Below are 23355 nucleotides of genomic sequence, written 5' to 3'. Positions count from 1 at the left end.
TGATGAAAAGAAAACTTGGAAATAAATGAACTTGGATACGGGCAGTGCCGCTCTCGCGAGAAGGATAAGGATTATTGTACGGCCCATGCCGTCCCATTAAGAGCGATACCGCGTCAGTGGGCGTATTAGGAGCAACTGTGCACGGGCCTCTCCCGAGAGAAGGATAAAGATTATTGCACGGCCCTTGCCGTCCCATTAAGAGCGATACCGCTTCAGAGGGCGTATCAGGAGCAACTGTGCAGGTGCCTCTCCCGAGAGAAGAAGGATAAGGATTATTGCACGGCCCTTGCCGTCCCATTGAGAGCGATACCGCTTCAGAGGGCGTATCAGGAGCAACTGTGCAGGTGCCTCTCCCGAGAGAAGAAGGATAAGGATTTTTGCACGGCCCTTGCCGTCCCATTGAGAGCGATACCGCTTCAGAGGGCGTATCAGGAGCAACTGTGCAGGTGCCTCTCCCGAGAGAAGGATAAGGATTATTGCACGGCCCTTGCCGTCCCATTGAGAGCGATACCGCTTCAGAGGGCGTATTAGGAGCAACTGTGCACGGGCCATGCCGTCCCTCTCAGATCGGCACCTCTCTCGCGGGAAATATCCGGATGACTGGTGGGTTACGGCTGCGAATTCTTATACTTTTCAAATTATCAGTAAATTCGCAAAATCTCCTTGTCCCATATGTACCGCCAGAGTAACCGCTTACTCAAATCCCAAAAAATAATGAAATGGGTTTCATGAAATCCATTTCATTATAACTTCTGGTTATCCCCTGGTCAATCCTACTTTACACAAATTTCATGCTTCAATCCAAAAACTTTCCAGAATACAGGCCCCCTCGTGCTGACGCACTCCACATACGCCTGGAAAGTTCTTGACCGGCCCTGGATGAACATACTTGAATGCGTGCACGGCAGACTTGTCTGGTAAGCAGCTTCCGGCAAGTGTTGTTGCGAGCTATTTTGTGAGCTATTCTGCGAAAATTTTCGGGCGGCCCGTGCTGTCACGTACCACCAGCTTAGGCTGGAGCACCGTCCGTTTTCGGGGATTTCTGCCGCTGATCAGCTCATGAAGCATCTCTACAGACAGCTCCCCCAGCTGGTTGGTGTTCTGCGACACCGTGGTCAGCTCCGGAATAACCGCTCTGGACAAGGGCGAGTCATCGAACCCGACGATCGACAGATCCTCCGGTATCTTCAGCCCATGCTGGGTGGCCGACTTCAACGCGCCGATAGCCGTAAAATCATTTACACACAATACCGCTGTCGGCCGTTCCTCCTGCTCCAGCATCCGGTCCATCAGCTTCCGCCCGCCCTCGATCGAGAAGTCGTGGAACATAACCCAATCCTTGCGCAGCTCAAGCCCCTGCTCCTTTAGCTTCATCCTCACGGACTTCAGCTTCACCTGAGTCGTGGAGGTCTCCTCCATCCCCCCGAGGAACCCGATTCTCCGGTGCCCCAGGTCCAGCAGATGCTGGGTGGCAAGCGCTGCCCCTTCTTCTTCATCGGTGTAAATGCGGTGCAGACCGCTCCGGGGCAGATTGCCGTTGACCAGCACGATCGGCACATGCTTTGACAGCTCCACTACCTCCTGGGACAACGCCGGGGGACACTGGTTCAGGTTAATTCTGCCGCCCAGAAAAATAATCCCATCCACTCTTTTCTCCCGAAGGATGCTAAGGTACTCCGACTCGCGGCTATGCTCCCCCGCCGTATCGCAGAGGAAGAAGGTATAATGCTTCTCTCTGGCCACATTCTCGGCTCCCCAGAAGACCTCCGGGAAAAAAGGGTTGGTGATGTCAGGCAGAATCATCGCGATGGTGCCGGTCTCCTTCTTGAGTAGACTGCGGGCAAGCGCGTTCGGCTGAAACTGGTGCTTCTCAATCACAGCCATGATGATCTCCCGGGTGCTCTCCTTGACCGGAGCTGTATTGTTGAGGACACGGGAGACTGTGGCTACGGACACCTGGGCCTCCTTGGCGATATCATATATGGTAATCGTCTTCATCCTTTACCTCCTTGGTCTCACGTTCCTGGCTTATGGCAACTTACATCCGGGGCGGATGGGTGCGGGGGGTTGGGGTGGAGCGGGGAAGTCGGCAGAGGGGCAGGGTGCAGTTAGGGCTGGAAGGGCGCGTGGAGATGGGCTGGTGCTTAGTGGCCCTTTATTCGTGCCAGTCGCCCCTCATTTCGCTCAACCACTAACTTCCGGCTGATTCAGAGGTATATGTACTCCTCATTTCGCTCAACCGTCCACTTTTGGCGGATTCAGGGGTAGTTGTGCTCCTCATTTTGCTCAACCGCCCTCTTTCGGCCAATTCAGGGGTAGTTGTGCTCCTCATTTCGATCAATCGCCCACTTTTGGCCAATTCAGGGGTAGTTGTGCTCCTCATTTTGCTCAACCGCCCGCTTTGGGCGGATTCAGGGGTAGTTGTGCTCCTCATTTTGCTCAACCGCCCACTTTCGGCGGATTCAGGGGTAGTTGTGCTCCTCATTTACGCCTGCGGCTCACTTCTGGTACTTTTAATGGGATTTATCCCTCTGATTTCACCCGTGCGGCCCACTTCCGGTACTTTTAATGGGATTTATACCTCTGATTTCACCGCGCAGCCCACTTCAGGCACATTCAAAGGTATTTATCCCTCTGATTTCACCCGTGCAGCCCACTTCAGGCACATTCAAAGGTATTTATCCCTCTGATTTCACCCGTGCAGCCCACTTCCGGCACATTCAAAGGGATTTATCCCTCTGATTTCACCGTGCGGCCCACTTTCGGCACATTTAATGGGATTTATCCCTCTGATTTCACCGTGCAGCTCACTTCAGGCACATTTAGTGGGATTTATACCTCTGATTTCACCCGTGCAGCCCACTTCAGGCACATTCAAAGGTATTTATCCCTTTGATTTCACCATGCGGCTCACTTCCGGCACATTTAATGGGATTTATCCCTTTGATTTCACCGTGCGGCTCACTTCAGGCACATTTAATGGGTTTTTGCAGCCTGATTCCGGCGCGGTCAGTGGCGCACATATACTATACTTTCGGCTGTTTGGGTCAGGTAATACTTAATTCCAGTTTGTCCACAACCGAAGCCCCTACATTTGCTCAACAGCACACGGAAGCGGTGGCGCTCTATTGAGAAGGACGGCAGCCGTTGCAGCGTTGGCGAGAAGATAAGAGAAGCACCCCCGTCTAGTACCAAACATACTAATCTTTACACTGCAATCGGCAGCAGTGATGCTTGTCCGTGGATGTACTGTATGGCTCAGCGGGCAACAGCATCACGGTTGTGGCTGGGACCCTAGGTCCCTTGCTCATCGAAATAGCTGTTCAGGAGCTTGAGGAACACATTCGGAAAGGCGTAGTTCTTCATGTCCTCACGGCTGATCCAGCGCTGCGCTCCGCTGTCTGCCGCGTCGGCTGCGGCATCCCCGCTGTCGAACAGCGCCAGCGGTGCGTCTTCCGCCGGCTGTGCCCCCAGCGCCGCAAGCACTGCCCCGGCCTCTGCGCTCAGCAGGCCGTCCCCGCGCTGCGCCTGCGCTGCTCTGGCTTCCGCAGCCTGCGGGCCGTCTGCGCCGCCCAGCGGTCTGCCGCCGCGCTCCGCAGGAGCCGCCCCGTACACGGCGCGGCTCTCCGCTGCCAGCGGCAGCGCCGCCTCTTCCCTGCAGCGGTACACCTGCAGGGTCCACACAATATGGCTGAATGTATGCTCCGCAGCCATCCAGTGCCCCTCAGGCCGGGCGTGAATCCCGGCCTGGCTCATGGACCGGCGCAGCCGGTCCAGCGCTGCCGCTTCCGGCAGCAGCGCACCGCGCGCGCCGCCCGCCTCAGCAGGCGGCGCAGGCCAGTGCGGCAGCTCCCACATGCGGGCCAGCAGCCCGCTGGCCGGCCGCTGCCGGATCAGTACCCGGCCCGCGTGCTCGCCGCGGCCCTCCACCAGGGCGGCCAGCCGCTCCTCCGGACGCGGCGGCTTCGCCTTGGTCTTGACGGGCAGCGAGGCCTCGCAGCCCGCCAGCCGCGCGGCGCAGTGCTCCATCACCGGGCACGGCAGGCAGCGCGGTGATTTCGGCGTGCAGATGAGCGCGCCAAGCTCCATCAGCGCCTGATTGAAGCTGCCTGCTTCCCCTTCGGGGATCAGCTCGGCGGCGAGCTTTTCCATCTTCACACGGGTCGGACCTTTGGCAATGTCATCCTCAATCAGGAAATACCGGGACAAGACGCGCATCACATTGCCATCCACCGCCGGCTCCGGCCGGTTGAACGCGATGCTTAGAATAGCACCGGCTGTATACGGGCCTACGCCCTTGAGGCCGAATACGGCATCGCGGTCATCCGGCACCTGCCCCCCGTACAGCTCCTTGACCTGCTTCGCGGCATGCTGGAGATTCCGGGCACGCGAGTAGTAGCCAAGGCCCTCCCAGCATTTCAGCACCTCTTCCTCCGGTGCATCTGCGAGCGCCTCCACGGTCGGGAACTGCTCAATGAATCGGTTGAAATAAGGAATTACCGTATCCACCCGGGTCTGCTGCAGCATAATCTCCGAGATCCAGATGTAATAAGGGTTGCGGTGGCGACGCCACGGCAGGTCCCGCTTCTGGAGGTGGTACCATTCCAGCAGGAACCGGCTGAAGAATAACTTGGCTTCCTGCTGCGCTTCTATGTGCTTCTCATCTGTGGTCATCGTTATTCTCCTTGCCGTTCATAATTATATAGTTACAGGCTGTAGCCGGTCGTCCGCTCCACCACCGCGAAGGCCGAGGCCAGTCCGCGGCTGTGCGTAATGGTGAGATGAATGACATACTCCTGCTCCGGCAGCCCCAGCCGGGCCCAGGCCTCCGCCGACAGTATGGCTACTGGCTTGCCCAGCGCATCCGGCAGAATCTCAATGTCCTGAAAACCCACCATCTGTCCGATGCCGCAGCCCAGCGCCTTCACAACCGCTTCCTTGGCCGAGAATCTCCCGGCGGTGAATTCCGCTGTCTTCGCGCCTTTGCCTGCGGCCAGCACCCGCTCCGGCCCGGTCAGAATTCTCCGGGAGAAGCGGCTACCCAGGCTGCTCTCCGTAATCCCGGCAACCCTGCCGATTTCCAGCACATCATGCCCGATTCCGTAAATCACACTCCCACACCTCTCCTGGCTCTGCATTCCTTAACCCTCTTATATTACCTTCTATCCTTACCCTGCGTCTAATGATATGATCTTGCTAGGACTCCACAGATCTCATGTAACAGTGAGGCCTGTCAGCTTCTCGGCCAAGTATTATTAATAATAGTCTTAGCGTCAGCTTTCTGCTATCTTAAAAGAAAAAAAACTGAAAGTCTATCACCCGCAAATCAGGTATATCTGGTAAAGAGGTACAACCGCCAGTTCCAAGAGATGAAGGAAAGGAAGAATACCTTATGTTCCGTAATTTTGAATTACCCGCAGGAGAGGATGCGGTGCTTCGCTGCTCCCATTTTCCCGCTCAAGGGGAGGCCCGGAGTGTGGTGGTTATCGCTCACGGCTACAAAGGCTTCAAGGATTGGGGGATGTTCCCGTATACGGCACAGGCGCTCAGCGACGAGCATGAAGTGATCAGCTTCAACTTCTCCCATGCCGGCATCGGCGAGGATCTGCAGAATTTCACCGAGCTGGACAAATTCGCCCGCAACACCTACCAGCGTGAGATCAAGGATATGGAGATCCTGCTCTCCTATCTGAGCCAGCACCACAGGTTCGGCAGCCTCCCGCTTTTCCTGCTGGGCCATAGCCGCGGCGGGGGCGACTCGCTCCTCTACGCACTGGATCATCCGGCAGAAATTGCCGGGGTCATCTCCTGGAACGGAATCACTAACCTGGATCTGTTCACAGAGCAGCAGAAGAGTGAAATGCGGGAAAAGGGCCGGACCCATGTGCTCAACGGACGGACCGGCCAGCAAATGCCGCTGGACGCCATCATTATAGAGGATCTGGAGCAGCAGGCGGAGCGTTACCAGATTCTAGAGCGGATGAAGCAGGCCAACTTCCCCGTTGTCCTGATTCAAGGCAGTGAGGACGGCGAGCATCTGCGGCGCGGCTCCGAGCAATTGATCCGGCTGCGGCCGGATATCGAATGGGTGCAGATTCCCGGCGGCAATCATACCTTTGGCACCGTTCATCCTTTTGCCGGAACTACTCCCCAGTTAGAGCAGGCGATATCCGCTACCAGGGAATTCATCAACCGGGTACTGGCGAAGTAGGCCGTACACCTATAATTAGCCTCACATAATTGGCTGCCTAATTGTATTCGGTTTTCCACATACATTCGGCCCATTCGCCTTCGCACCACACATTGTATTCGGTTTTCCACATACATTTGGCCGGTGAACCTTCATACGAGCACATTGTATTCCGTTTTCCACATACATTTGGCCGGTGAACCTTCATACGAGCACATTGTATTCGGTTTTCCACATACATTCGGCTCGTTCGCCTTCGCACCAGCATACTCTTACACAAAAACCGCCGGAGCGTCTGCATCAAGCGCAGCGCCCCGGCGGCTCCGGCATAACCTGTCTAGATCCCCGGAATACTATCGCGCTTATGCGCCGTTCTCCGGAAGAAGCGCTCCAGCTTCTCCGCCGCTTCAGGGCTGACGGTCTTCCCCTCCAGATAATCGCTGTTCTCCTCATAGGTGATTCCTAGCTCAGTCTCATCCGTCTGGCCCGGCCAGAGTCCGGCCGTCGGCGCTTTGGTCACGATATCCGCCGGCACGCCAAGCACCGCAGCCAGCTGCCGTACCTGACGTTTGTTCAGGGAGGACAGCGGTGTTATATCGACGGCGCCATCGCCCCACTTCGTATAGAATCCGGTAATGGCCTCAGAGGCATGATCGGTACCCACCACCAGCAGATTGTTCTCAAAAGCAAGCGCATACTGCATCACCATCCGCGTTCTCGCTTTTACATTCCCCTTGCCCTGATGGGTGATATGCTTGTGCTGGCCCAGGGCCTTCAGGCTGTGCTCAACCTCCAGGGCGATCTCGTTCACCGCTTCTTCGATATTGGTCTCCACCGTATGGGTCAGCTCAAAAGCCCGGGCCACCGCATAGCTGTGCTCAATATCCTCCTGCTCCCCGTAAGGCTGGAACACCCCGAGTGTCATATACTCCTTGCCTTCCTCCGCCGTCAGCTCGTCCGTAGCCAGCTTGCACAGACCCGCAGCCACCGCGCTGTCCACACCTCCGCTAATCGCAATCAGCAGACCTCTGGCCCCCGCCTGGAGCGCATACGCTTTCAGGAAATCTACACGCTTACGTATCTCCGCATCCGTATCAATCGCCGGCTTAACTCCCAGCGTAGCAATAATCTCTTCCTGCAGACTCACAGGACCACCCCGTTTCTTAGAATTGTAATCCCTGCCCTTAACACAAGTTAAAAAAATCCCGCATAAGCCAAGCCTCCGGCTGACGGCTGGCTGATGCGGGATCCTTACTTATTCATGCTGCTGCCCTCAGGCTGCAGGACATTATTACTGGCACACGCGGTCAAAAACTTCCTTCAGCTCCGCAGCAATCTCGGCGGCCGAACGGTCTTCCACACCGTGACGTTCGATGAAGTGAACCAGCTCGCCGTCCTTCATCAGCGCGATGGAAGGGGACGATGGCGGATACGGTGCGAAATATTCACGCGCCTTGGCGGTAGCTTCCTTCTCCTGACCGGCAAATACGGTGAACAGGTGATCCGGCAGAATCTCGTTCTGCAGCGCCTGGGCTACCCCTGGACGGCACTGTCCGGCGGCACAGCCGCATACCGAGTTAACAACAACCAGCGAAGTTCCCTTGGCTGCCGGAAGGGCTGCTTCCACCTCCTCCGGGGTCAACAGCTCCTGAAATCCGATGCTTGTCAGATCGTCGCGCATAGGTTGGATAGAATCTCTCATATATTGATTAAAAGACATGGACATTTCTCTGCACTCTCCTTCATCACTTGAATTGAGATAAGGTCAGAACCCGGATAACGTTACCGCGTTCCAGCACTACTTGCTAACTTTATTATACATACATACTCTGCGAAAGCAAGAGACGCAGCCTGCCGCTGCACAGCCCCGAAACGGTGCCGTCCCCGTGAAATCTGCTACATATATACAGGGCTCTGGACCGCTCCCTCTCTGGACTCCACCGGAAAAGTAACGATGACCGAGGTCCCGGACCCTACCTCCGATTCTACCCGTATCGTCCCGTTATGCCGCTCCGCAATACTGAGACAGAGCGGCAGGCCAAGACCTGTCCCCTGGCTCTTGGTGGTGAAAAACGGGGTGAACAATTGATTCAGCTGGCTCTGGGGCATGCCTCCTCCGGTATCCGTAATAATCAGCAGCACGTTATCCTCATGCTCACAGGCAGCCAGCGTCAGTACGCCCTTAGCCTCCATCGCCTCCATGGCGTTGCGGGCCAGATTCAGAATCAGCTGCTTAATCTCCCGGACATTGAGCTGCAGCAGCGGCATCGTCGGGCTGATTTTCAGCTCCACACTCTGGCCGCGGAGATTGGCATCCGCCCAGATCAGCGGCGAAAGCTCCTCCAGAACAGACTGGAGCCCGGCCGGCTCTTTGTCCGATACACGGGTCTGCGCCAGCGACAGAAAGTCATTGATGATGCTGTTGGCCCGGTCCAGCTCCTCCATGACAATATGATAATAGGAGTGGAGATCCTCCGGGCTCTTTTCCCGCATCAGCTGCAGGAAGCCGCGAACTACCGCCATCGGGTTACGGATCTCATGCGTAATGCCCGCAGCCATCTGCCCGACCAGCGACAGTCGCTCGACATTGTCAAGCTCACTGCGCATTTTCTCCTCTTCCGTCAAATCCTGAATAATCATGACGATGCCGCCCGGCAGCCCCGATTCATGCTGGAGCGGCGCGGTAAAAATATGATAGGTCATCGAATCGACCCTGATCTTGGTATTGGAGCGCTGTCTGCTCCGCAGAACCGCCTGTAACCGGTCCAGGGTAGCCTGATCCATGCTTTTGCCGAAGATATCACCAGCCGGCCTGGACAAAATAAACTCTCTGGTCAACAGGGGACAATGACGCTGCATCAGGCTCAGCATATATTCATTCACCTCTGTCACATACCCGTTGTCATCGAACTCTATAATATTCAGCGGAACCACATTTGTAATCTGCTGCAGCTTCTCCGATTCCCACTGGAATTTCTCCGAGATTCCCTGCATTTGGACCCTGACCTGCAGCTTGTCCCACGCCTTATCGATATAGGTGATGAACAAGGCGCCCAGAATTAGGGCCGTTAATCCGTATAGTCCGGCGAGAGCCGCTTGGCTAGGAGGTATATCGATGACGTTCCTGCCCTGTATATTCGGTACAATAACTATGAATAACATGCTCGGGAAAAGTGCGCCCCACAGGATGAAGATTTTGCCGGGTATCGCAGATTTCTTGAACATCCCGGACATACCGAAGAGCAGCGGATACAGCAGCACCCCTGAATTCAGGAAGAGATGCTCCAGACCTGAGGGCACCGAGAACAAGGCAGTACAGAAGAAGAAATATAGCGCGAGGTAGACGCTGGAGCGCAGAGTACCATATAAGATTCCAATATACGCAGGGAGAATCGCCAGATTCAAATAGACCACCCCGAACATCGTAGCCGACAGTGCCATGCACAGCGTAATCCCCAGTGCACAGCAGATCATCAGAAAGGTATGATCATCGGGAAACCTGATGCTCCGGCGCAGGGGATGGCCCCGGTCCAGCCTCCACTGAAAGAGGAACAGGAAAATGCAGGCAGCCGATATTTGCAATAAAATATCCTTTACCGCATAAATAATTGCAATCACTCCTCAAATTGGTTAAAATTCCTTTTCCACTTAGATTAAAGCATAACCGCGCATTCCTGACAACGATAATCAGGTTTCGGTCGCTTGGATCTGGCTACACTCCGCCTGGAATGGTATGATGCCGTTAATAGAGTGTCGCAATAAGCAAAAGGAGCAAATGAATGAGTAACTATGATGTAATCGTCATTGGAGGCGGCCCGTCCGGGCTGATGGCCAGCGTAGCCGCAGCCGGACACGGGGCGTCCGTACTTCTGATCGACAAAGGGGCGAAGCTGGGCCGCAAGCTGGGAATCTCGGGCGGCGGGCGCTGCAATGTTACCAATATAAAGGAGACCTCGGAGCTGATCGCCCATATTCCGGGCAACGGCCGTTTTTTATACAGCTCGTTTGATCATTTCAACAACCGGGATATTATAGATTTCTTTGAGGGGCTGGGCATTGCCTTGAAGGAGGAGGATAACGGCCGGATGTTCCCTGTATCGGACAAGGCCGCAAGCGTAGTATCCGCTCTTATAGGCAAAGTCCGGAGCCTTGGTGTGCAGATCATGACAGACAGCCCGGTCCGGGAGGTTCTCTACGAGGAAGGAGCCGTCCGGGGCATCCGCCTGGAGTCAGGCCAAGCATTCGGCGCGAAGGCTGTCATCATCGCTACCGGAGGCAAGTCCGTGCCGCAGACCGGATCTACCGGTGACGGGTACCCTTGGGCTGCCGCCGCCGGACATACGATCACGGAGCTGTTCCCGACCGAAGTCCCTATTCTCTCCCGGGAGGCGTGGATCAAATCCGGGGAGCTGCAGGGCTTGTCCCTCCGCGATGTCACGCTGAGCGTCTGGAATCAGAGGGGCAAGAAGGTGATCTCCCACCGGGGGGATATGATCTTCACCCATTTCGGCTTATCCGGCCCGATTGCGCTGCGCTGCAGCCAGTTCCTCCGCCAGGTTCAGCAGAAGTCGGGAACCGATACCGTGGAGATGTCCATCGACCTGTTCCCGGACCTGTCCCTTCAGGAGGCGGAGTCTATGCTCCAGAATAAGCTCGATCTGGAGCCGAAGAAGGCTATCCGCAACTCGCTGAAGGGCCTGCTGCCCGAGCGCCTGATCCCGCTGCTGCTGGCGAAGAGCGGGCTGGACGGGGAGATCACAGGCCATCATCTGCCCAAGCTTGGCCTTGGGGCGCTGGCTGCCCTGGTGAAGCGGATGCCCGTTCAGGTTCATGGGACACGTTCCCTGGCGGAAGCCTTTGTGACCGGCGGGGGAGTTGCGCTCAAGGAGATTGACCCCAAGACCATGCAGTCCAAGCTGACCGCAGGCCTCTATTTCTGCGGTGAGATTCTCGATATTCACGGTTATACCGGCGGCTATAATATTACCGCCGCCTTCTCCACCGGCTATACTGCCGGTAAGCATGCGGCGGCGCAGTAAGGCGGATAAGCAGCGCCTATAGTTAGAACAGTCCGAACAGCAAAGAGCCTTCCCCCGGAATGTGGAGGAAGGCTCTTTGCTGTTATCTTGCAAACCTTATGACACTGAAGATGCGGCCGATCCAGATTCCGGCGGCAGCCCCGACAGGGATAAAGATCAGCAAGCCCCACCAGCCATAGGCTGGCATGCAGAGCACTGCGGAGCACAGAACGGCGAAGGGCATCAACAGAATCGGCATCGCCTTGGAACCGGCGTCCGCCTTCTGCACCTTGGTGAACGGTAGAATGCCGATATAATCATCCCCGGAGAACAGATTCCAGAAGGAGGTCAGCCAGTACGCCATCATACTAGTCAAGACAATATACAACAGCCACTTCAGCACTACCGGTACAATAAAGATTGCTATCAGCGACACCCCGGTGAACTGCAAATACAGCTTGAAATGGGCCGGATTGCGCAGCAGCGCCTTCATCCCTGCGGCGGCGAAGCGGCTCTCGGGCAGCTTCGAAGCCAGCAGCGGCTGTGACTTGCGGAAGATCCAGGGCTTATAGCGTGTCGGCCGCGGCTTATCCAGCACACGGCGCAGCAGAATCGCCGCAATTCTCATCCGCTGCTTGTAGTCTTCGCGCACATCATTCATGAACGTGCCGCGCAGACGCAGGCGGGCTCTGAAGGCCAGGACGGTCACCACCGCGTAGGCGGCTGCCGCCAGGAACAGAAGGGCCGGACTGTCCTTCCAGAAGAGCGCGAGACGCAGGTAGATCCCGCAGGGTACGGCCACCGCCAGGATCAGCCACAGCCGGCGGCGGAAGCCCTGCCGCTGCACCTTGACGATATGGCCCAGCAGCTTAACGGCCCAGCTGCAGGTTATAGTCAGCGCCAGCAAGCCATAGGCGCTTGCCGCGCTCAGAGCATAGCCGCGGATCAGAAACGGCAGCAGAATGACGTACACCGCCGCCATCTTCAGCGCAGTTACCGCTAGGCTATAGACCATTCCGCCCTTGAGGATCGTGCTGATCCAGTTCTGCCGCTGCCGCAGGAACAGCAGATCGCCTTCCTGGAGCAGCAGCACGATCCCTCCGGTAGCCAGCAGAATGGCCAGCAGCGAAGGCACAACAACAAAGGGTACATGGCTGAACCAGCCCGGCAGATTGCCGTTCCAGTAGCCATAATAGAAACGGCCGCCGAGGAGGCCCCCCGGGATGAGGATATACAGCAGGACCGTCCAGTCTACAGCCGTACGGATAATAGCAGTCTGCTCCCGGAAATGGGAGAACAGTCTTCGCCTTAAGAGATTCCTCGCAGCCGGGAACGCAAATGAATTCCCGCTCATGTTAATTCGTCGAAGCAATCAAACAGCGATCCCTCCGGCAGCCCCGCTTCCCCGCGTATCGCCGCAAGCGTCCCCTCGGCGGCAATTTTGCCTCCGGAGATCAGAATGAAGCTGTCGCAGATTTTCTCCGCTGTATCCAGAACATGCGTGGACATCAGCACCCCGGCGCCGCGCTCCCGCTCCGCCTCCAGCAGGCGCAGGAAATCCTTGGTGGCCCTGGGATCAAGACCGATGAACGGCTCGTCCACAATATAGACATCCGGCTGTACCAGGAAGCCCAGCATGAGCATCATCTTCTGCTTCATCCCCTTGGAGAAGCCCGCCGGCAGATCATCGCGCACATGGGTCATACTGAACTGTACCAGCAGCTGTTCCGCCGTAGACTCGAAGGCTTCATAGCTTAAGCCGTAGGCAGCGGCAGCCAGATCAAGATGCTCCCACAGCGTAAGGTCCTCGTAAAATACTGGCTGCTCCGGCACGTACGCATAGGACTGGTTCTCACCGCCCAGCTTCACCCGGGCCTTGGCATGCTTCAGCAGACCAAGCAGCGTCTTGATCGTAGTGCTTTTGCCGGCCCCGTTCGGTCCGATCAGTCCCAGCAGCTCGCCCTTTCTCACCTGGAAGGAGATTCCTGAGATGCGGATATCTCCTGCCTCATAGCCCGCTTCCTCAATTACCACATCAAGCACGGTATCCTCTTCATCGTAGTCATCGTCGTCTTCATAATACTTGTTGATTCGGTTCTCCGTCTGCTTCGGAGTCTTCTGTTCCTCTGAGCCTTCTGTCTCTTCCATGTATCTCTCCATCTCCTGTATCATCATTCAATATAATGCGATCATAGCACCATGGACGGGCCTTTGCTGCAATAATTTTCACCCTTTACCCGTCCTTCAAAAAATTGTTCAATTTTTTATAATTAAAAGTGTGCTTATTGTGACAAATGACATGTTCTTCAATCTTTGTTTGACGTATTGTAAAAGCTAGATATCCGGAAGGAAGTATTCCAAACCGTGCGGATAAGCCCCGTACGATTAACAATAGAGGTGGAGAAGCATGATACAATCCTATGAACGCGATACTCAGTTGACCCTGCATTTGTACAGAGTTTTTGCCAAGTCCTTTAAGAGCATTAACGAGCATGCTGTAACCGGCAGCAAGATCGAAGGCTTCAATCCGACCGCCTTCGCCGTCATGGAGGTTCTCTATTACAAAGGACCGCAGCCGATCCAGCAGATCGGTGCCAAGCTGCTGCTGCAGAGCGGCAACGTTACTTATGTGATCGACAAGCTGGAAGAACGCGGCTACCTGCAGCGCAAGCCTTGCCCAAGCGACCGCCGTGTTATTTTTGCCGAGCTGACTACCGAGGGCGAACGCCTGATGAACGAGATGTATCCGAAGTATTCGGAGCGCCTGCATCTGGCCTTCAGCGGACTCAGCGACGAAGAGAAGGAACAGATGATTGTGCTGCTGAAGAAGATGGGCCTGCAGGCCGAGAAGCTCTCCCCGCTCCCGCGCAAATAAGGGGAGTTGAGGAATGGGTAGTTGTGAATATATTCACTAATTCATCCAAATATCAAGGTATGGGTTGTTCCAAAAAGCATGCACCGGCTGCTTGGAACAACCCTTTGTTTTGAGCAGGATTAACGTAAGCTGCTTGTAAGGAGCAGCATTGTTGCACATCTTGCAGGATTCCTTTATAAAAGTTACTGACTGAAGCACAATGTTGTATTATTTGCACAAATTCCGATGTTTAGAGCAAGTTAGCGCTAAATTTGTTGCATTTCCTGCAGGATTTCAGCATAAACCGCTCCTACGGGGCAATATTCTTGCACTTTTTGCAAGATTTCTCTATAATCCACAATAGAAGAAAATCATAGTTCCCTAAATAAACACAAAAAATCGCTCTTTCTGGTAAATGGAAGGTCCGCCATCCATCCCCAAAGGAGCGATTTTTGTATGTTCAAGCCCTCACCCGATAAATCTCATAATCAGGACAATCCGTGCTACGAGTTGAAGCTTAACGCTTCGATGGTGTGCTTACTTCCTGTATGGAGGGCACCCCTTGGTCAAGACGTACCGAGATTACCAGCGAGATCACAGCGAACACTGCCATCACGATGAACAGGGAGTGCAGACCGCCCTCCAGTGCGCCTTGCAGACTGCTCCAGGCTTCCTTAGGCAGCACGCTTCCGCTATGCGGGTTAAGCAGCTGGTTAATATCTGCGCCGGAGGCGGCTGCCCCCGGCTGTTCCGCCAGGCTCCGGTCAATACTGAAGTTCAGCCAGGAGCCGAAGATTGCCACCCCCACCGTCTGCCCGAGTGAGCGGGTGAAGGTGTTCAGTGCCGTAGACGCACCGCGCTGCTCATGCTGCACCGAGGACTGGGCGATAATGGTGAAGACGGTCGAGGCATAGCCGAAGCCCACCCCGCAGAATAGCATCAGCACCAGAAGCAGCAGCTGCGAGGAGTCTGCATTCATCAGCGTAAGCCCCACAGCTGCGATAACAATCAGTGACAGGCCCAGCATTCCCGTACGGCGTGTGCCTGCACGCAGAATCATCCGCCCGCCCGCGATGGAGCCCAGCATCCAGCCGACCGACATCGGTGCGAGGAGCAGGCCCGAGAGGGCGGCGCTTTTGCCGAATACGCCCTGCACCCACAGCGGAACATACGTAGACAGGCCGATAATGAGCGTACTGACCAGCAGATTCGCGCCTGTAGATACCGCAATATTACGGATGGAGAACAGCTCCAGCGGCAGCATCGGCTCGGCGGCCCGGCGCTCCACGAACAGGAACACCACCAGCAGCAGAACAGCCGCCAGGAGAATAGCCAGCAGCAGCGGAGAATTCCAGGGCAGACTCTGCCCCCCAGTCGTCAGGCCAAACAGCAGCGCCCCCATTCCCGCAGCGAACAGCAGCACTCCGGCTACATCGATCTTCGTCTTGCGGCGGACCTTCTCTTCCTTCAGATAACGCGAGATGAAGATAATCGACAGCAGGCCGAACGGCAGATTGAACACGAATACCCAGCGCCAGCTTAAGTAATCCACTACATAACCGCCAAGCAGCGGCCCGACCAGTGAAGAAATCCCCCACACCGAGCTAAGCAGCCCCTGCGTCTTCGCCCGTTCCTTCAGGCTGTAGATATCTCCGATAATGGTAAAAGTCATAGGAATCAGCGCCCCCGCACCGATCCCCTGAATCCCCCGGTAAATAATCAGCTGCTGCATACTCTGAGAGAGTCCACATAACAGCGAGCCTGCCAGGAACACTACAGCACCGCCTATGAACACGGGCTTCCTTCCGATCAGATCGCTTAATTTGCCAAAAATCGGTGTGGTCACTGCCATCGCCAGCAGATAAGCCGTAAAGATCCAGCTCAGCCACTGCATCCCCTGGAAATCCCCTACGATGGCCGGACCCGCCGGACCCGTTACCGTCCCTTCAATCGCTGCCAGAAATGTGGCCAGCAGTACGCCTGTCAATATTAACTTCCGCTGCTTGTCCCCCATTGAACTCAATGAATCCATACCTTCTCTCTATATTCTCTCTGTTCTCTCTCCTGCGCCCGTATCGCCTAGCAGCAGGGAATACATCACTACATCCTGATAGCCCGATGCCGTATGCCGGTATTGCCGCAGCAGCCCTTCCTGCCGGAAGCCAAGTCCCGTGAGCAGCCGCTCTGCGCGAAGGTTGTCCGGGTGGCACAGGGCTTCCATCCGGTTCAGCCCCATGCTATGGAAGCCGAACGCAAGCGCAAGCATAAGCGCTTCCCGCATATACCCCTGGCGCATGGCTGCCGGTGACAGCTCGAAGCCGATCTCTCCCCGGTAAGCGCCTTGAAGCTGCCAGTGGTTATAGCCGCAGCTTCCGATGACACTGCCTTCCGGGTTCAGGATGCTCCAGCGCAGGCTCTCTTCCTCCACCGCCCACCCCGCCAGCAGGGTAATTAGTGCTTCTGCATCCTCCACAGAGGACAGAGGCGGACCATCCAGCCAGGGCGCTACTGCCGGATGGCTCCAAATCGCGAACAGCGCCTGCGCATCCCCCGGCAGCATCGCCCGCAGACGCACCCTCCGTCCGCTTAACTCCGGGATAGCCCCCCCGCACACATACATGTTCCCGTCCCCTTTCAACCCTATCAGTATACAACTTATTCTGCCCGGACGGCGCATTTACCTGTCACTCCCGCTTACCCATCACAAATAGCGTCTGCCCCCATGGCTTGCCGCCACACGGTCAGACGCTGTACCTTATCGTTAATGTTATGTTCCATTCGGTGCAGCTACCTTCAGACTTAACCCGAAGCACCCGCAGCCTTAACCGGCTTAAGCACTTCGGTGCACAGTACACCAAGCTTGGCCTGAATGGCTTTGAACTCTTCGATTCCTGTTCCCGTGACACTATAAGCGTCGCCATGGGCGGTGAGGAAATTCTCCTGGGTCAGCCGTTCCAGCTCCTGTTTCACTTCGCGCTCCGCCACCCGGTACCCCAGGTTTTCCAGCTCCGGCAGCATTTCCGTTAGTGTCAGATCCTTCTCATGTGCACAATATAGCATATGGATTCCAATAAACAAGTTCTGTACGTCGGCGCGCATGTTTCACTCCTTCTGGCTACTAGCCTGCTGTATTTATAAAAGCATTACCCTGCCCTGAGTTCCCGGAAACACCTCCGCTTAAGTAATTCTTGCTTCTTCCTCTTCTTCCACTAAGCGGTAAAACCTGTTAATCCCCCGTTAATGCTTGACGTATAGCGCTTCCCTGTACTATCTTGATAGTTAACAGTTATGGGATTCATACTGACTCAAGGTACAGGAAGGTGATGCTTCATGTTTCAAGCCATGCCTTATGACGGCACTCGCAGCGAACGGTTCGAAGCCGTTCTCAGCCAGCTCGGGGCACTGATGGAGGGTGAACCGAACGCCATTGCCAACTTGGCCAACGCTTCGGCGCTGTTAAAGCTCTCTCTGCCGGACACCAACTGGACCGGTTTCTACTTGTTTGACGGCACAGAGCTGGTGCTCGGCCCCTTCCAGGGACTTCCGGCCTGCATCCGCATACCGCTGGGCCGCGGTGTCTGCGGAACCGCAGCCGCAGAGCGCCGCACGCTAGTGGTAGGCGATGTTCATGCCTTCCCGGGACATATTGCCTGCGATGCTGCCTCTAACAGCGAAATTGTTGTTCCACTGGTCAAAGGGGACACCCTCTATGGCGTACTGGATATCGACAGCCCGCTCAAGCACCGCTTCGACGACGAGGAGCGCCGCTTCCTCGAACGGTTCGCAGCCATGGTATCCGAGGTGCTGTAAGGCTAGCCTTCATCAGCAGCAGCAAGTAAGTCCTGAACCGCAAAATACCCCCACAAAGTGGAGCTTAGCTTTGATGATGACTCAGGTACTTTGCGGGGACCCCAAAACATATCAATTCTTATGCACCAAAGAAGCCGCCCCACCGCAGGAATTATTCCTGGGTGGGGCGGCTTTTGCTGTTCTGATTATACCGCCTGGAGCTGCGGCTATGAAGCTGCAGCCTGTACCGATGGCGTTATAACCGGACCGGATCGATATGCCAGATCTCGGCGGCGTAGCGGCTAATCGTATTGTCGCTGGAGAATTTGCCGGAATGGCCGATATTGATGATGGACTTCTTCAGCCATTCCTTCTGGTTCCGGTAAGCCAGGTCAATCTTGACATGGGTCTCCACATAGCTGGCGAAATCCTTAAGCACGAAGAATTCGTCATTGTTGTCAATCAGCGACTGGAAGAGCGTATCGAACTCCTGGGCATGGGAGCAGAAGGGACCAGGGACGATTAGCTGATCCAAGACTTCTTTTACCCGGCCGTCGCCATTATAGATATCGCGGGCGTGGTATCCGCCGTACTGGTAATAATCAAGTACCTGCTCTGCCCGTAGGCCGAACAGGAACATATTATTGTCCCCTACCATCTCATGCATCTCCACGTTAGCCCCGTCCATGGTTCCAATCGTCAGCGCACCGTTCATCATGAACTTCATATTGCCGGTACCAGAGGCTTCCTTACTCGCCGTGGAGATCTGCTCGCTGACATCGGCGGCCGGAATAATCTTCTCCGCCAGCGATACCGAATAATTCTCCAGGAAGAAGATACGGATCTTCCCGTTAATGTCCGGATCCCGGTTCACTACATCAGCCACTGTATTGATCAGCTTAATGATCCGCTTGGCCAGATGATAGCTTGGAGCGGCCTTGGCACCGAAGATGAAGGTCCGCGGCACGATATTAATGGATGGATTATCCTTGATCTGATTATACAAATGCATAATATGAAGCACGTTCAGCAGCTGGCGCTTATAAGCATGCAGGCGCTTCACCTGTACATCGAAGATCGAGTCGGGATCTACCGCAATACCATGCTTATTCGTGATATATTCAGCCAGATGCAGCTTGTTGCGGCGTTTGATGGCAGCCACCTGCTCCTGGAAGGAGGCATCCTCACTGTATTTGATCAGTCCGATCATCTCCTGGGGCTGATGCATCCAGCGGGTGCCGATCGACTCACTGATTAGTCCGGCAAGCTCGGGATTGGCATGCTGCAGCCAGCGGCGGTGCGTAATGCCGTTGGTCTTGTTATTGAAGCGGTGCGGATACATCTCATTGAACAGCCGCATCTCACGCTTTTGCAGAATCTCCGTATGCAGCGCCGCTACACCGTTCACACTGTGGCTGGCCACAATCGCCAGATGCGCCATCCGTACCTGATCATCATGGATGATCGCCATCTGGTTGATCCGGTCCTGATCTCCGGGATATTTGCTCATCAGCTCGCCGCAGAAGCGGGCGTTAATCTCCTCAATAATCAGGAAGATGCGCGGAAGCAGCTCTCTGACCATGCCGATCGGCCACTTCTCCAGCGCTTCGCTCAGAATGGTATGGTTGGTATACGACACCATCCGGGTAGTCATGCTCCAGGCCTGATCCCAGCCCAGATGATAGACATCCATCAGAATGCGCATCAGCTCTGGGATCACCAGCGTAGGGTGAGTGTCATTAATATGCAGGGCTACCTTGTCAGGCAGGCTGTCAATCGGCAGGCCCGTCTTGGCGAAGGTCCGGATAATACTCTGCAGGCCGGCACTGCACAGGAAGTACTGCTGCTTCAGACGAAGCAGCTTGCCTTCGTACTGGGAATCATCGGGGTACAGGAATTCCGAGATGGATTCCACCGAACGCTTGTATTCGAGGAACTTGTGATAATCCGTACCGCCCAGCGTGCCGAAGACTCTCGATGGCTGGGTGATGGACTCGGCACTCCAGTTCCGCAGCGTGTTCACATGTCTGCGGTCGGCACCGATCACCGGAATATCATACGGAACCGCCCGTACGGCTTCATAATCCTTGTGCTCGAACACAAGCTCATCATTCTCCCAGCGGGTGTCCACATGTCCCCAGAAATGCACCTCGACCTGTTTGTCCTCGCGGCGTACTTCCCACACGTTGTCATTCTGCAGCCAGTAATCCGGCAGCTCCACCTGATAGCCGTCTACAATCTTCTGCTCGAACAATCCGTATTTATAACGGATGCCGCAGCCGTGTCCTGCATATTGCAGGGAAGCGAGTGAATCCAGGAAGCAGGCGGCCAGACGCCCCAACCCCCCGTTGCCCAGACCGGCATCGGCTTCCACCTCTTCGATATCCTGCAGACAGAACCCCAGATCCGCGAGGCCCTCGCGGACAACCTCCAGCACGCCCATATTCAGCAGGTTATTGCCCAACAGCCTGCCGATCAGGAATTCCATGGAGAAATAATATACCTGCTTATCCTTGTCGATCTTGAACTTCTGATTGGTGTCCGCCCAGTCCTTACCGGCACTCTCCCGGATCATGTTGCCGAGAATATTATAAATGTCGGCGTTCGAAGCTTCTTCAAGCGGCTTGCCTAATTTCCCGATGAGTTTCTCACGGAACACTTGTTTGAAAGTCTCTTTATCGTTGAACAACAGCAGGTTCCTCCTTACACAAGCATGTATTGGTTGATAATAGTGCCTATTACAACACTGGATCAGAAGAAATGCCCTGAAGTGGCACATTTCCCCTGATCCAGATATTATATCTTGCTGCTCTTGGCTATGACAAATGGACGCCTGCTGTCTCCAACGAGTATCCGGTCTTTGCTGAGATGCACATCTTTGTCCATGATCACATTCTCAATCACGGCATTCTCTTCAATCACGCATTTCTGCATAATCACAGAATTAATAATTCTCGCACCCTTACGAATCTGTACGCCCCGGAAAATAACGCTGTTCTCCACCGTCCCGGCGATTACACAGCCGTTGGCCACCAGCGAGTTGCTGACGGATGCACTATCCAGATAACGGGTAGGTGCCTCGTATTTAATCTTGGTCTGCACCGGATTCTCTTTGAACAGGCCAAAGTAATTCTCCTGCTTCAGCAGCTCCAGACTGTTCTTATAGTAACTCTCCAGCGAATTGATAACGGCATGGTAACCCTTATATTCATAGGCGGAGATTTTGAATTTGTGGCGGTTCTTCTGAATGGCATCGCGGAAGAAATAGCTCTCGCCATGGGCGATGCAATGCTCCACCTGCTCCAGGAACAGCTTCTTCTCCATAATGAAGATGTCCAGATACACATTCGGATGATGCTTCTCATGGTGGATATTCGTTACTACGTTGTCTTCATTAAGCTCGACCCGCAGGCACGGATCATGCTCCGGCTGAAGCTCGTCGATCTGCTTGTAGACCATCGTTACGTCCGCGCCCTGCTCCAGGTGATACTGATAGAGGTCCTGCAGATCCACCGTGTTAATGTGCTGGCTGCCGGAGAAGACGATGTATTTGGCCGAAGCCCTTCTGAAAAAATCCAGATTGTTATGATAATGCTGCAGGTCTCCCAGGGAGGTATCCGTAGGGTCATTCCAGTCCGGCGGCAGGATGAACAATCCGCCATGCTTGCGGTTCATATCCCACGATTTGCCGTCGCCGAGATGATCCATCAGCGACCGGTATTTGCGGCGGACGAACAGTCCCACGCTCTCCAGCTCTGCACGCATCATGTTGGACAAGACGAAGTCAATCAGCCGGTAACGGCTGGCGAAGGGGACCGCTGCCCCGCAGCGGAAATAGGTCAATTCATTTAAATTATCCAGTTCATGATCAAGATTAATTACGCCCATAAGCTCTTTCATCGGAATCCCCCGTCCTCTTGTGGTTATATGGTTTTGGCTGCTACAGATTTGAGCTTCTTGCTTCGTCTGTCGATCAGGAGGATTTCATCCTCATTCTCCCGGTCGACGCCGATTTCCATATTATCCTCAATGACCGTGTTCTGACTGATGATCGCTTTGTGAATTCTCACGTTCTTGCCGATCTTCACCTTGGGCATAATGACTGAATCGGTGATGACACTGCCTTCGCCCACTTCAACCCCGTAAAAGAGGACAGAGTGCTTCACCTCGCCATGCACGATGCAGCCCTCATTAATGATGCAGCTCGATACCTTGGCACCCGGTGCCACATATTGTGCAGGCTGATTCGGATTACGGGTGAATATTCTCCAGCCGGTATCATTCAGGTTCAGGGGAGGCGTATCGCTCAGGAGATCCATATTCGCTTCCCACAGACTGTCTACCGTACCTACATCTCTCCAGTAGCCTTCAAAAGGATAAGCGTACAGGGATTGGCCTTCACCCAGCATCATCGGAATAATGTCCTTACCGAAGTCATGGGATGATCCGGCGTTCTCTCCGTCCTCAAGCAGATGCTTGCGCAGAACATCCCATTTGAAAATATATACTCCCATAGAAGCAAGTGTGCTCTTAGGCTGGGCTGGCTTCTCTTCGAACTCGTAAATCTTCAGATCATCTTCCGTATTCAGTATGCCGAAGCGGCTCGCTTCCTCCAATGGAACGTCAATGACCGAGATGGTGCAGTCGGCGTTCTTGGATTTGTGATATTGCAGCATGGCATGATAATCCATCTTGTAAATATGGTCTCCCGACAGAATTAATACATGCTCCGGATCAAATTGATCCACGAACTTAAGATTGCGGTAAATGGCATCCGCCGTTCCCCGGTACCAGCTGCTTCCATTCTCCCGTTCATGCGGCGGCAATACGAATACGCCGCCATCCTTGCGGTTCAAATCCCAGTCACTGCCGACTCCGATATACGAATGCAGCACCAGCGGTTCATATTGTGTCAGCACACCCACGGTATCGATGCCCGAATTCGAGCAGTTACTTAGGGGGAAGTCGATGATCCGGTAGGTTCCTCCGAAATAAACAGCCGGTTTGGCAATCGATTTGGTCAAACTTTTTAATCTTTTCCCTTGGCCTCCCGCCAATAGCATGGCTACCATCTCTTTTTTCTTCATGGAAGAGCCTCCTTGACTTATGGGTAATGGAACATGTAATAAATTAGGTTGAATGAGTGATGCTATGAAGTGTAGACCTAAGTAAATACCCTAAAAAGAAGTGTTGTGAAAAGATGTAGCCCAAAAGAAATGCAGAGACAGGATGAATACGGGTGATACGGGGAGGAAAACAGCTGATCGGGACATATTACCGGTTAAGCCGAATCAAAAGCAAAAACCAGGTTGTACCCTTTATTCTAATAGTGTTCTATACCCGCCGTCAAAACCCTTTATTGCCCGCCTTAAACTGATTAATTTCTAACTATATTTCATATTCATGGCGATATAAATCACTATAATTAGATTAACCATTATGATTAACCGCAATCAGCGCGAATGAATCGAAGGTTTGGCTCCAAAGACCTATTTTCAGCAAAC

Annotated in this window: 18 protein-coding genes; 4 read left to right on the top strand and 14 right to left on the bottom strand. The window is 54.6% G+C overall.

The features are described 5' to 3' along the window. Nucleotides 1-960: 960 nt before the first annotated feature. The 3 genes from MKX51_RS01355 to acpS all read right to left on the bottom strand — a co-directional run bounded on the left by MKX51_RS01355 (nucleotide 961) and on the right by acpS (nucleotide 5111). Nucleotides 961-1998, bottom strand: coding sequence for a LacI family DNA-binding transcriptional regulator (locus MKX51_RS01355; protein WP_340944846.1), 1038 nt, complete (start codon nucleotides 1996-1998; stop codon nucleotides 961-963). Between the two features lie 1296 nt (nucleotides 1999-3294). Continuing rightward, the gene (mutY, locus tag MKX51_RS01350) at nucleotides 3295-4674 is read right to left on the bottom strand and encodes an A/G-specific adenine glycosylase (RefSeq protein WP_340990920.1); all 1380 of its coding nucleotides are present in this window, start codon (nucleotides 4672-4674) and stop codon (nucleotides 3295-3297) included. Between the two features lie 32 nt (nucleotides 4675-4706). Then, nucleotides 4707-5111, bottom strand: coding sequence for a holo-ACP synthase (gene acpS, locus MKX51_RS01345; protein WP_340990919.1), 405 nt, complete (start codon nucleotides 5109-5111; stop codon nucleotides 4707-4709). 281 nt (nucleotides 5112-5392) lie between these two features. Between acpS and MKX51_RS01340 the strand changes: the two genes are divergently transcribed. After that, the gene (locus MKX51_RS01340; protein WP_340990918.1) at nucleotides 5393-6211 is read left to right on the top strand and encodes an alpha/beta hydrolase family protein; all 819 of its coding nucleotides are present in this window, start codon (nucleotides 5393-5395) and stop codon (nucleotides 6209-6211) included. Nucleotides 6212-6527: 316 nt separating this feature from the next. Here MKX51_RS01340 and nadE read toward each other — a convergent pair whose 3' ends face one another. The 3 genes from nadE to MKX51_RS01325 form a co-directional block, all read right to left on the bottom strand. Continuing rightward, nucleotides 6528-7337 (bottom strand): ammonia-dependent NAD(+) synthetase, encoded by an 810-nt coding sequence (gene nadE, locus MKX51_RS01335; protein WP_340990917.1) that lies wholly within the window; start codon nucleotides 7335-7337, stop codon nucleotides 6528-6530. Between the two features lie 144 nt (nucleotides 7338-7481). Further along, on the bottom strand, nucleotides 7482-7916 hold the full coding sequence (locus MKX51_RS01330; protein ID WP_340944855.1) for a BrxA/BrxB family bacilliredoxin: 435 nt from the start codon (nucleotides 7914-7916) through the stop codon (nucleotides 7482-7484). A 170-nt stretch (nucleotides 7917-8086) separates the two neighbouring features. Further along, nucleotides 8087-9772: an ATP-binding protein gene (locus MKX51_RS01325; RefSeq protein WP_340990916.1), complete on the bottom strand. Its 1686-nt coding sequence runs from the start codon at nucleotides 9770-9772 to the stop codon at nucleotides 8087-8089. A gap of 197 nt (nucleotides 9773-9969) precedes the next feature. Between MKX51_RS01325 and MKX51_RS01320 the strand changes: the two genes are divergently transcribed. Continuing rightward, nucleotides 9970-11229, top strand: coding sequence for a BaiN/RdsA family NAD(P)/FAD-dependent oxidoreductase (locus MKX51_RS01320; protein ID WP_340944860.1), 1260 nt, complete (start codon nucleotides 9970-9972; stop codon nucleotides 11227-11229). An 82-nt stretch (nucleotides 11230-11311) separates the two neighbouring features. On the opposite strand, the gene MKX51_RS01315 is transcribed toward MKX51_RS01320, so the two are convergent. Both MKX51_RS01315 and MKX51_RS01310 read right to left on the bottom strand, forming a co-directional pair. Further along, complete coding sequence (locus MKX51_RS01315) at nucleotides 11312-12580, bottom strand: ABC transporter permease (RefSeq protein WP_340990915.1); 1269 nt, start codon at nucleotides 12578-12580, stop codon at nucleotides 11312-11314. Then, nucleotides 12559-13356, bottom strand: a complete 798-nt coding sequence (locus MKX51_RS01310; RefSeq protein ID WP_340990914.1) for an ABC transporter ATP-binding protein — start codon at nucleotides 13354-13356, stop codon at nucleotides 12559-12561. The genes MKX51_RS01315 and MKX51_RS01310 overlap by 22 nt, the downstream gene beginning before the upstream one ends. A gap of 259 nt (nucleotides 13357-13615) precedes the next feature. Here MKX51_RS01310 and MKX51_RS01305 point away from each other — a divergent pair, with 259 nt between their 5' ends. Then, a complete protein-coding gene (locus tag MKX51_RS01305) occupies nucleotides 13616-14083 on the top strand; it encodes a MarR family winged helix-turn-helix transcriptional regulator (protein WP_036722277.1) in 468 nt (155 codons plus the stop codon). 496 nt (nucleotides 14084-14579) lie between these two features. Here the strand turns inward: MKX51_RS01305 and MKX51_RS01300 are convergent, their stop codons facing one another. The 3 genes from MKX51_RS01300 to MKX51_RS01290 form a co-directional block, all read right to left on the bottom strand. Continuing rightward, nucleotides 14580-16076 (bottom strand): MDR family MFS transporter, encoded by a 1497-nt coding sequence (locus MKX51_RS01300; protein ID WP_445322048.1) that lies wholly within the window; start codon nucleotides 16074-16076, stop codon nucleotides 14580-14582. Nucleotides 16077-16103: 27 nt separating this feature from the next. Next, the gene (locus MKX51_RS01295; RefSeq protein ID WP_340990912.1) at nucleotides 16104-16682 is read right to left on the bottom strand and encodes a GNAT family N-acetyltransferase; all 579 of its coding nucleotides are present in this window, start codon (nucleotides 16680-16682) and stop codon (nucleotides 16104-16106) included. A gap of 179 nt (nucleotides 16683-16861) precedes the next feature. Further along, the gene (locus tag MKX51_RS01290; RefSeq protein WP_036700151.1) at nucleotides 16862-17161 is read right to left on the bottom strand and encodes a hypothetical protein; all 300 of its coding nucleotides are present in this window, start codon (nucleotides 17159-17161) and stop codon (nucleotides 16862-16864) included. 231 nt (nucleotides 17162-17392) lie between these two features. On the opposite strand from MKX51_RS01290, the gene MKX51_RS01285 reads away from it, so the two are divergent. Next, nucleotides 17393-17872, top strand: a complete 480-nt coding sequence (locus tag MKX51_RS01285; protein WP_340944868.1) for a GAF domain-containing protein — start codon at nucleotides 17393-17395, stop codon at nucleotides 17870-17872. A gap of 235 nt (nucleotides 17873-18107) precedes the next feature. On the opposite strand, the gene MKX51_RS01280 is transcribed toward MKX51_RS01285, so the two are convergent. The 3 genes from MKX51_RS01280 to MKX51_RS01270 form a co-directional block, all read right to left on the bottom strand. Beyond that, nucleotides 18108-20540: a glycogen/starch/alpha-glucan phosphorylase gene (locus MKX51_RS01280; RefSeq protein ID WP_340990911.1), complete on the bottom strand. Its 2433-nt coding sequence runs from the start codon at nucleotides 20538-20540 to the stop codon at nucleotides 18108-18110. A 107-nt stretch (nucleotides 20541-20647) separates the two neighbouring features. After that, a complete protein-coding gene (gene glgD, locus MKX51_RS01275) occupies nucleotides 20648-21751 on the bottom strand; it encodes a glucose-1-phosphate adenylyltransferase subunit GlgD (protein WP_340757339.1) in 1104 nt (367 codons plus the stop codon). A 23-nt stretch (nucleotides 21752-21774) separates the two neighbouring features. Beyond that, nucleotides 21775-22938, bottom strand: coding sequence for a glucose-1-phosphate adenylyltransferase (locus MKX51_RS01270; protein ID WP_340944870.1), 1164 nt, complete (start codon nucleotides 22936-22938; stop codon nucleotides 21775-21777). Nucleotides 22939-23355 lie beyond the last annotated feature (417 nt).

Source organism: Paenibacillus sp. FSL M7-0420 (assembly GCF_038002345.1).
Lineage (GTDB): Bacteria > Bacillota > Bacilli > Paenibacillales > Paenibacillaceae > Paenibacillus_AQ.
Note: the sequence above shows the minus strand (reverse complement) of the source record. Positions and strands in the feature narration are given on the sequence as shown.

Coding starts and splice junctions, on each gene's coding strand:
- MKX51_RS01355 (WP_340944846.1), bottom strand. CDS start 1,998: ATGAAGACGATTACCATATATGATATCGCCAAGGAGGCCCAGGTGTCC.
- mutY (WP_340990920.1), bottom strand. CDS start 4,674: ATGACCACAGATGAGAAGCACATAGAAGCGCAGCAGGAAGCCAAGTTA.
- MKX51_RS01340 (WP_340990918.1), top strand. CDS start 5,393: ATGTTCCGTAATTTTGAATTACCCGCAGGAGAGGATGCGGTGCTTCGC.
- MKX51_RS01330 (WP_340944855.1), bottom strand. CDS start 7,916: ATGTCCATGTCTTTTAATCAATATATGAGAGATTCTATCCAACCTATG.
- MKX51_RS01320 (WP_340944860.1), top strand. CDS start 9,970: ATGAGTAACTATGATGTAATCGTCATTGGAGGCGGCCCGTCCGGGCTG.
- MKX51_RS01310 (WP_340990914.1), bottom strand. CDS start 13,356: ATGGAAGAGACAGAAGGCTCAGAGGAACAGAAGACTCCGAAGCAGACG.
- MKX51_RS01305 (WP_036722277.1), top strand. CDS start 13,616: ATGATACAATCCTATGAACGCGATACTCAGTTGACCCTGCATTTGTAC.
- MKX51_RS01300 (WP_445322048.1), bottom strand. CDS start 16,076: ATGGGGGACAAGCAGCGGAAGTTAATATTGACAGGCGTACTGCTGGCC.
- MKX51_RS01295 (WP_340990912.1), bottom strand. CDS start 16,682: ATGTATGTGTGCGGGGGGGCTATCCCGGAGTTAAGCGGACGGAGGGTG.
- MKX51_RS01290 (WP_036700151.1), bottom strand. CDS start 17,161: ATGCGCGCCGACGTACAGAACTTGTTTATTGGAATCCATATGCTATAT.
- MKX51_RS01285 (WP_340944868.1), top strand. CDS start 17,393: ATGTTTCAAGCCATGCCTTATGACGGCACTCGCAGCGAACGGTTCGAA.
- glgD (WP_340757339.1), bottom strand. CDS start 21,751: ATGAAAGAGCTTATGGGCGTAATTAATCTTGATCATGAACTGGATAAT.
- MKX51_RS01270 (WP_340944870.1), bottom strand. CDS start 22,938: ATGAAGAAAAAAGAGATGGTAGCCATGCTATTGGCGGGAGGCCAAGGG.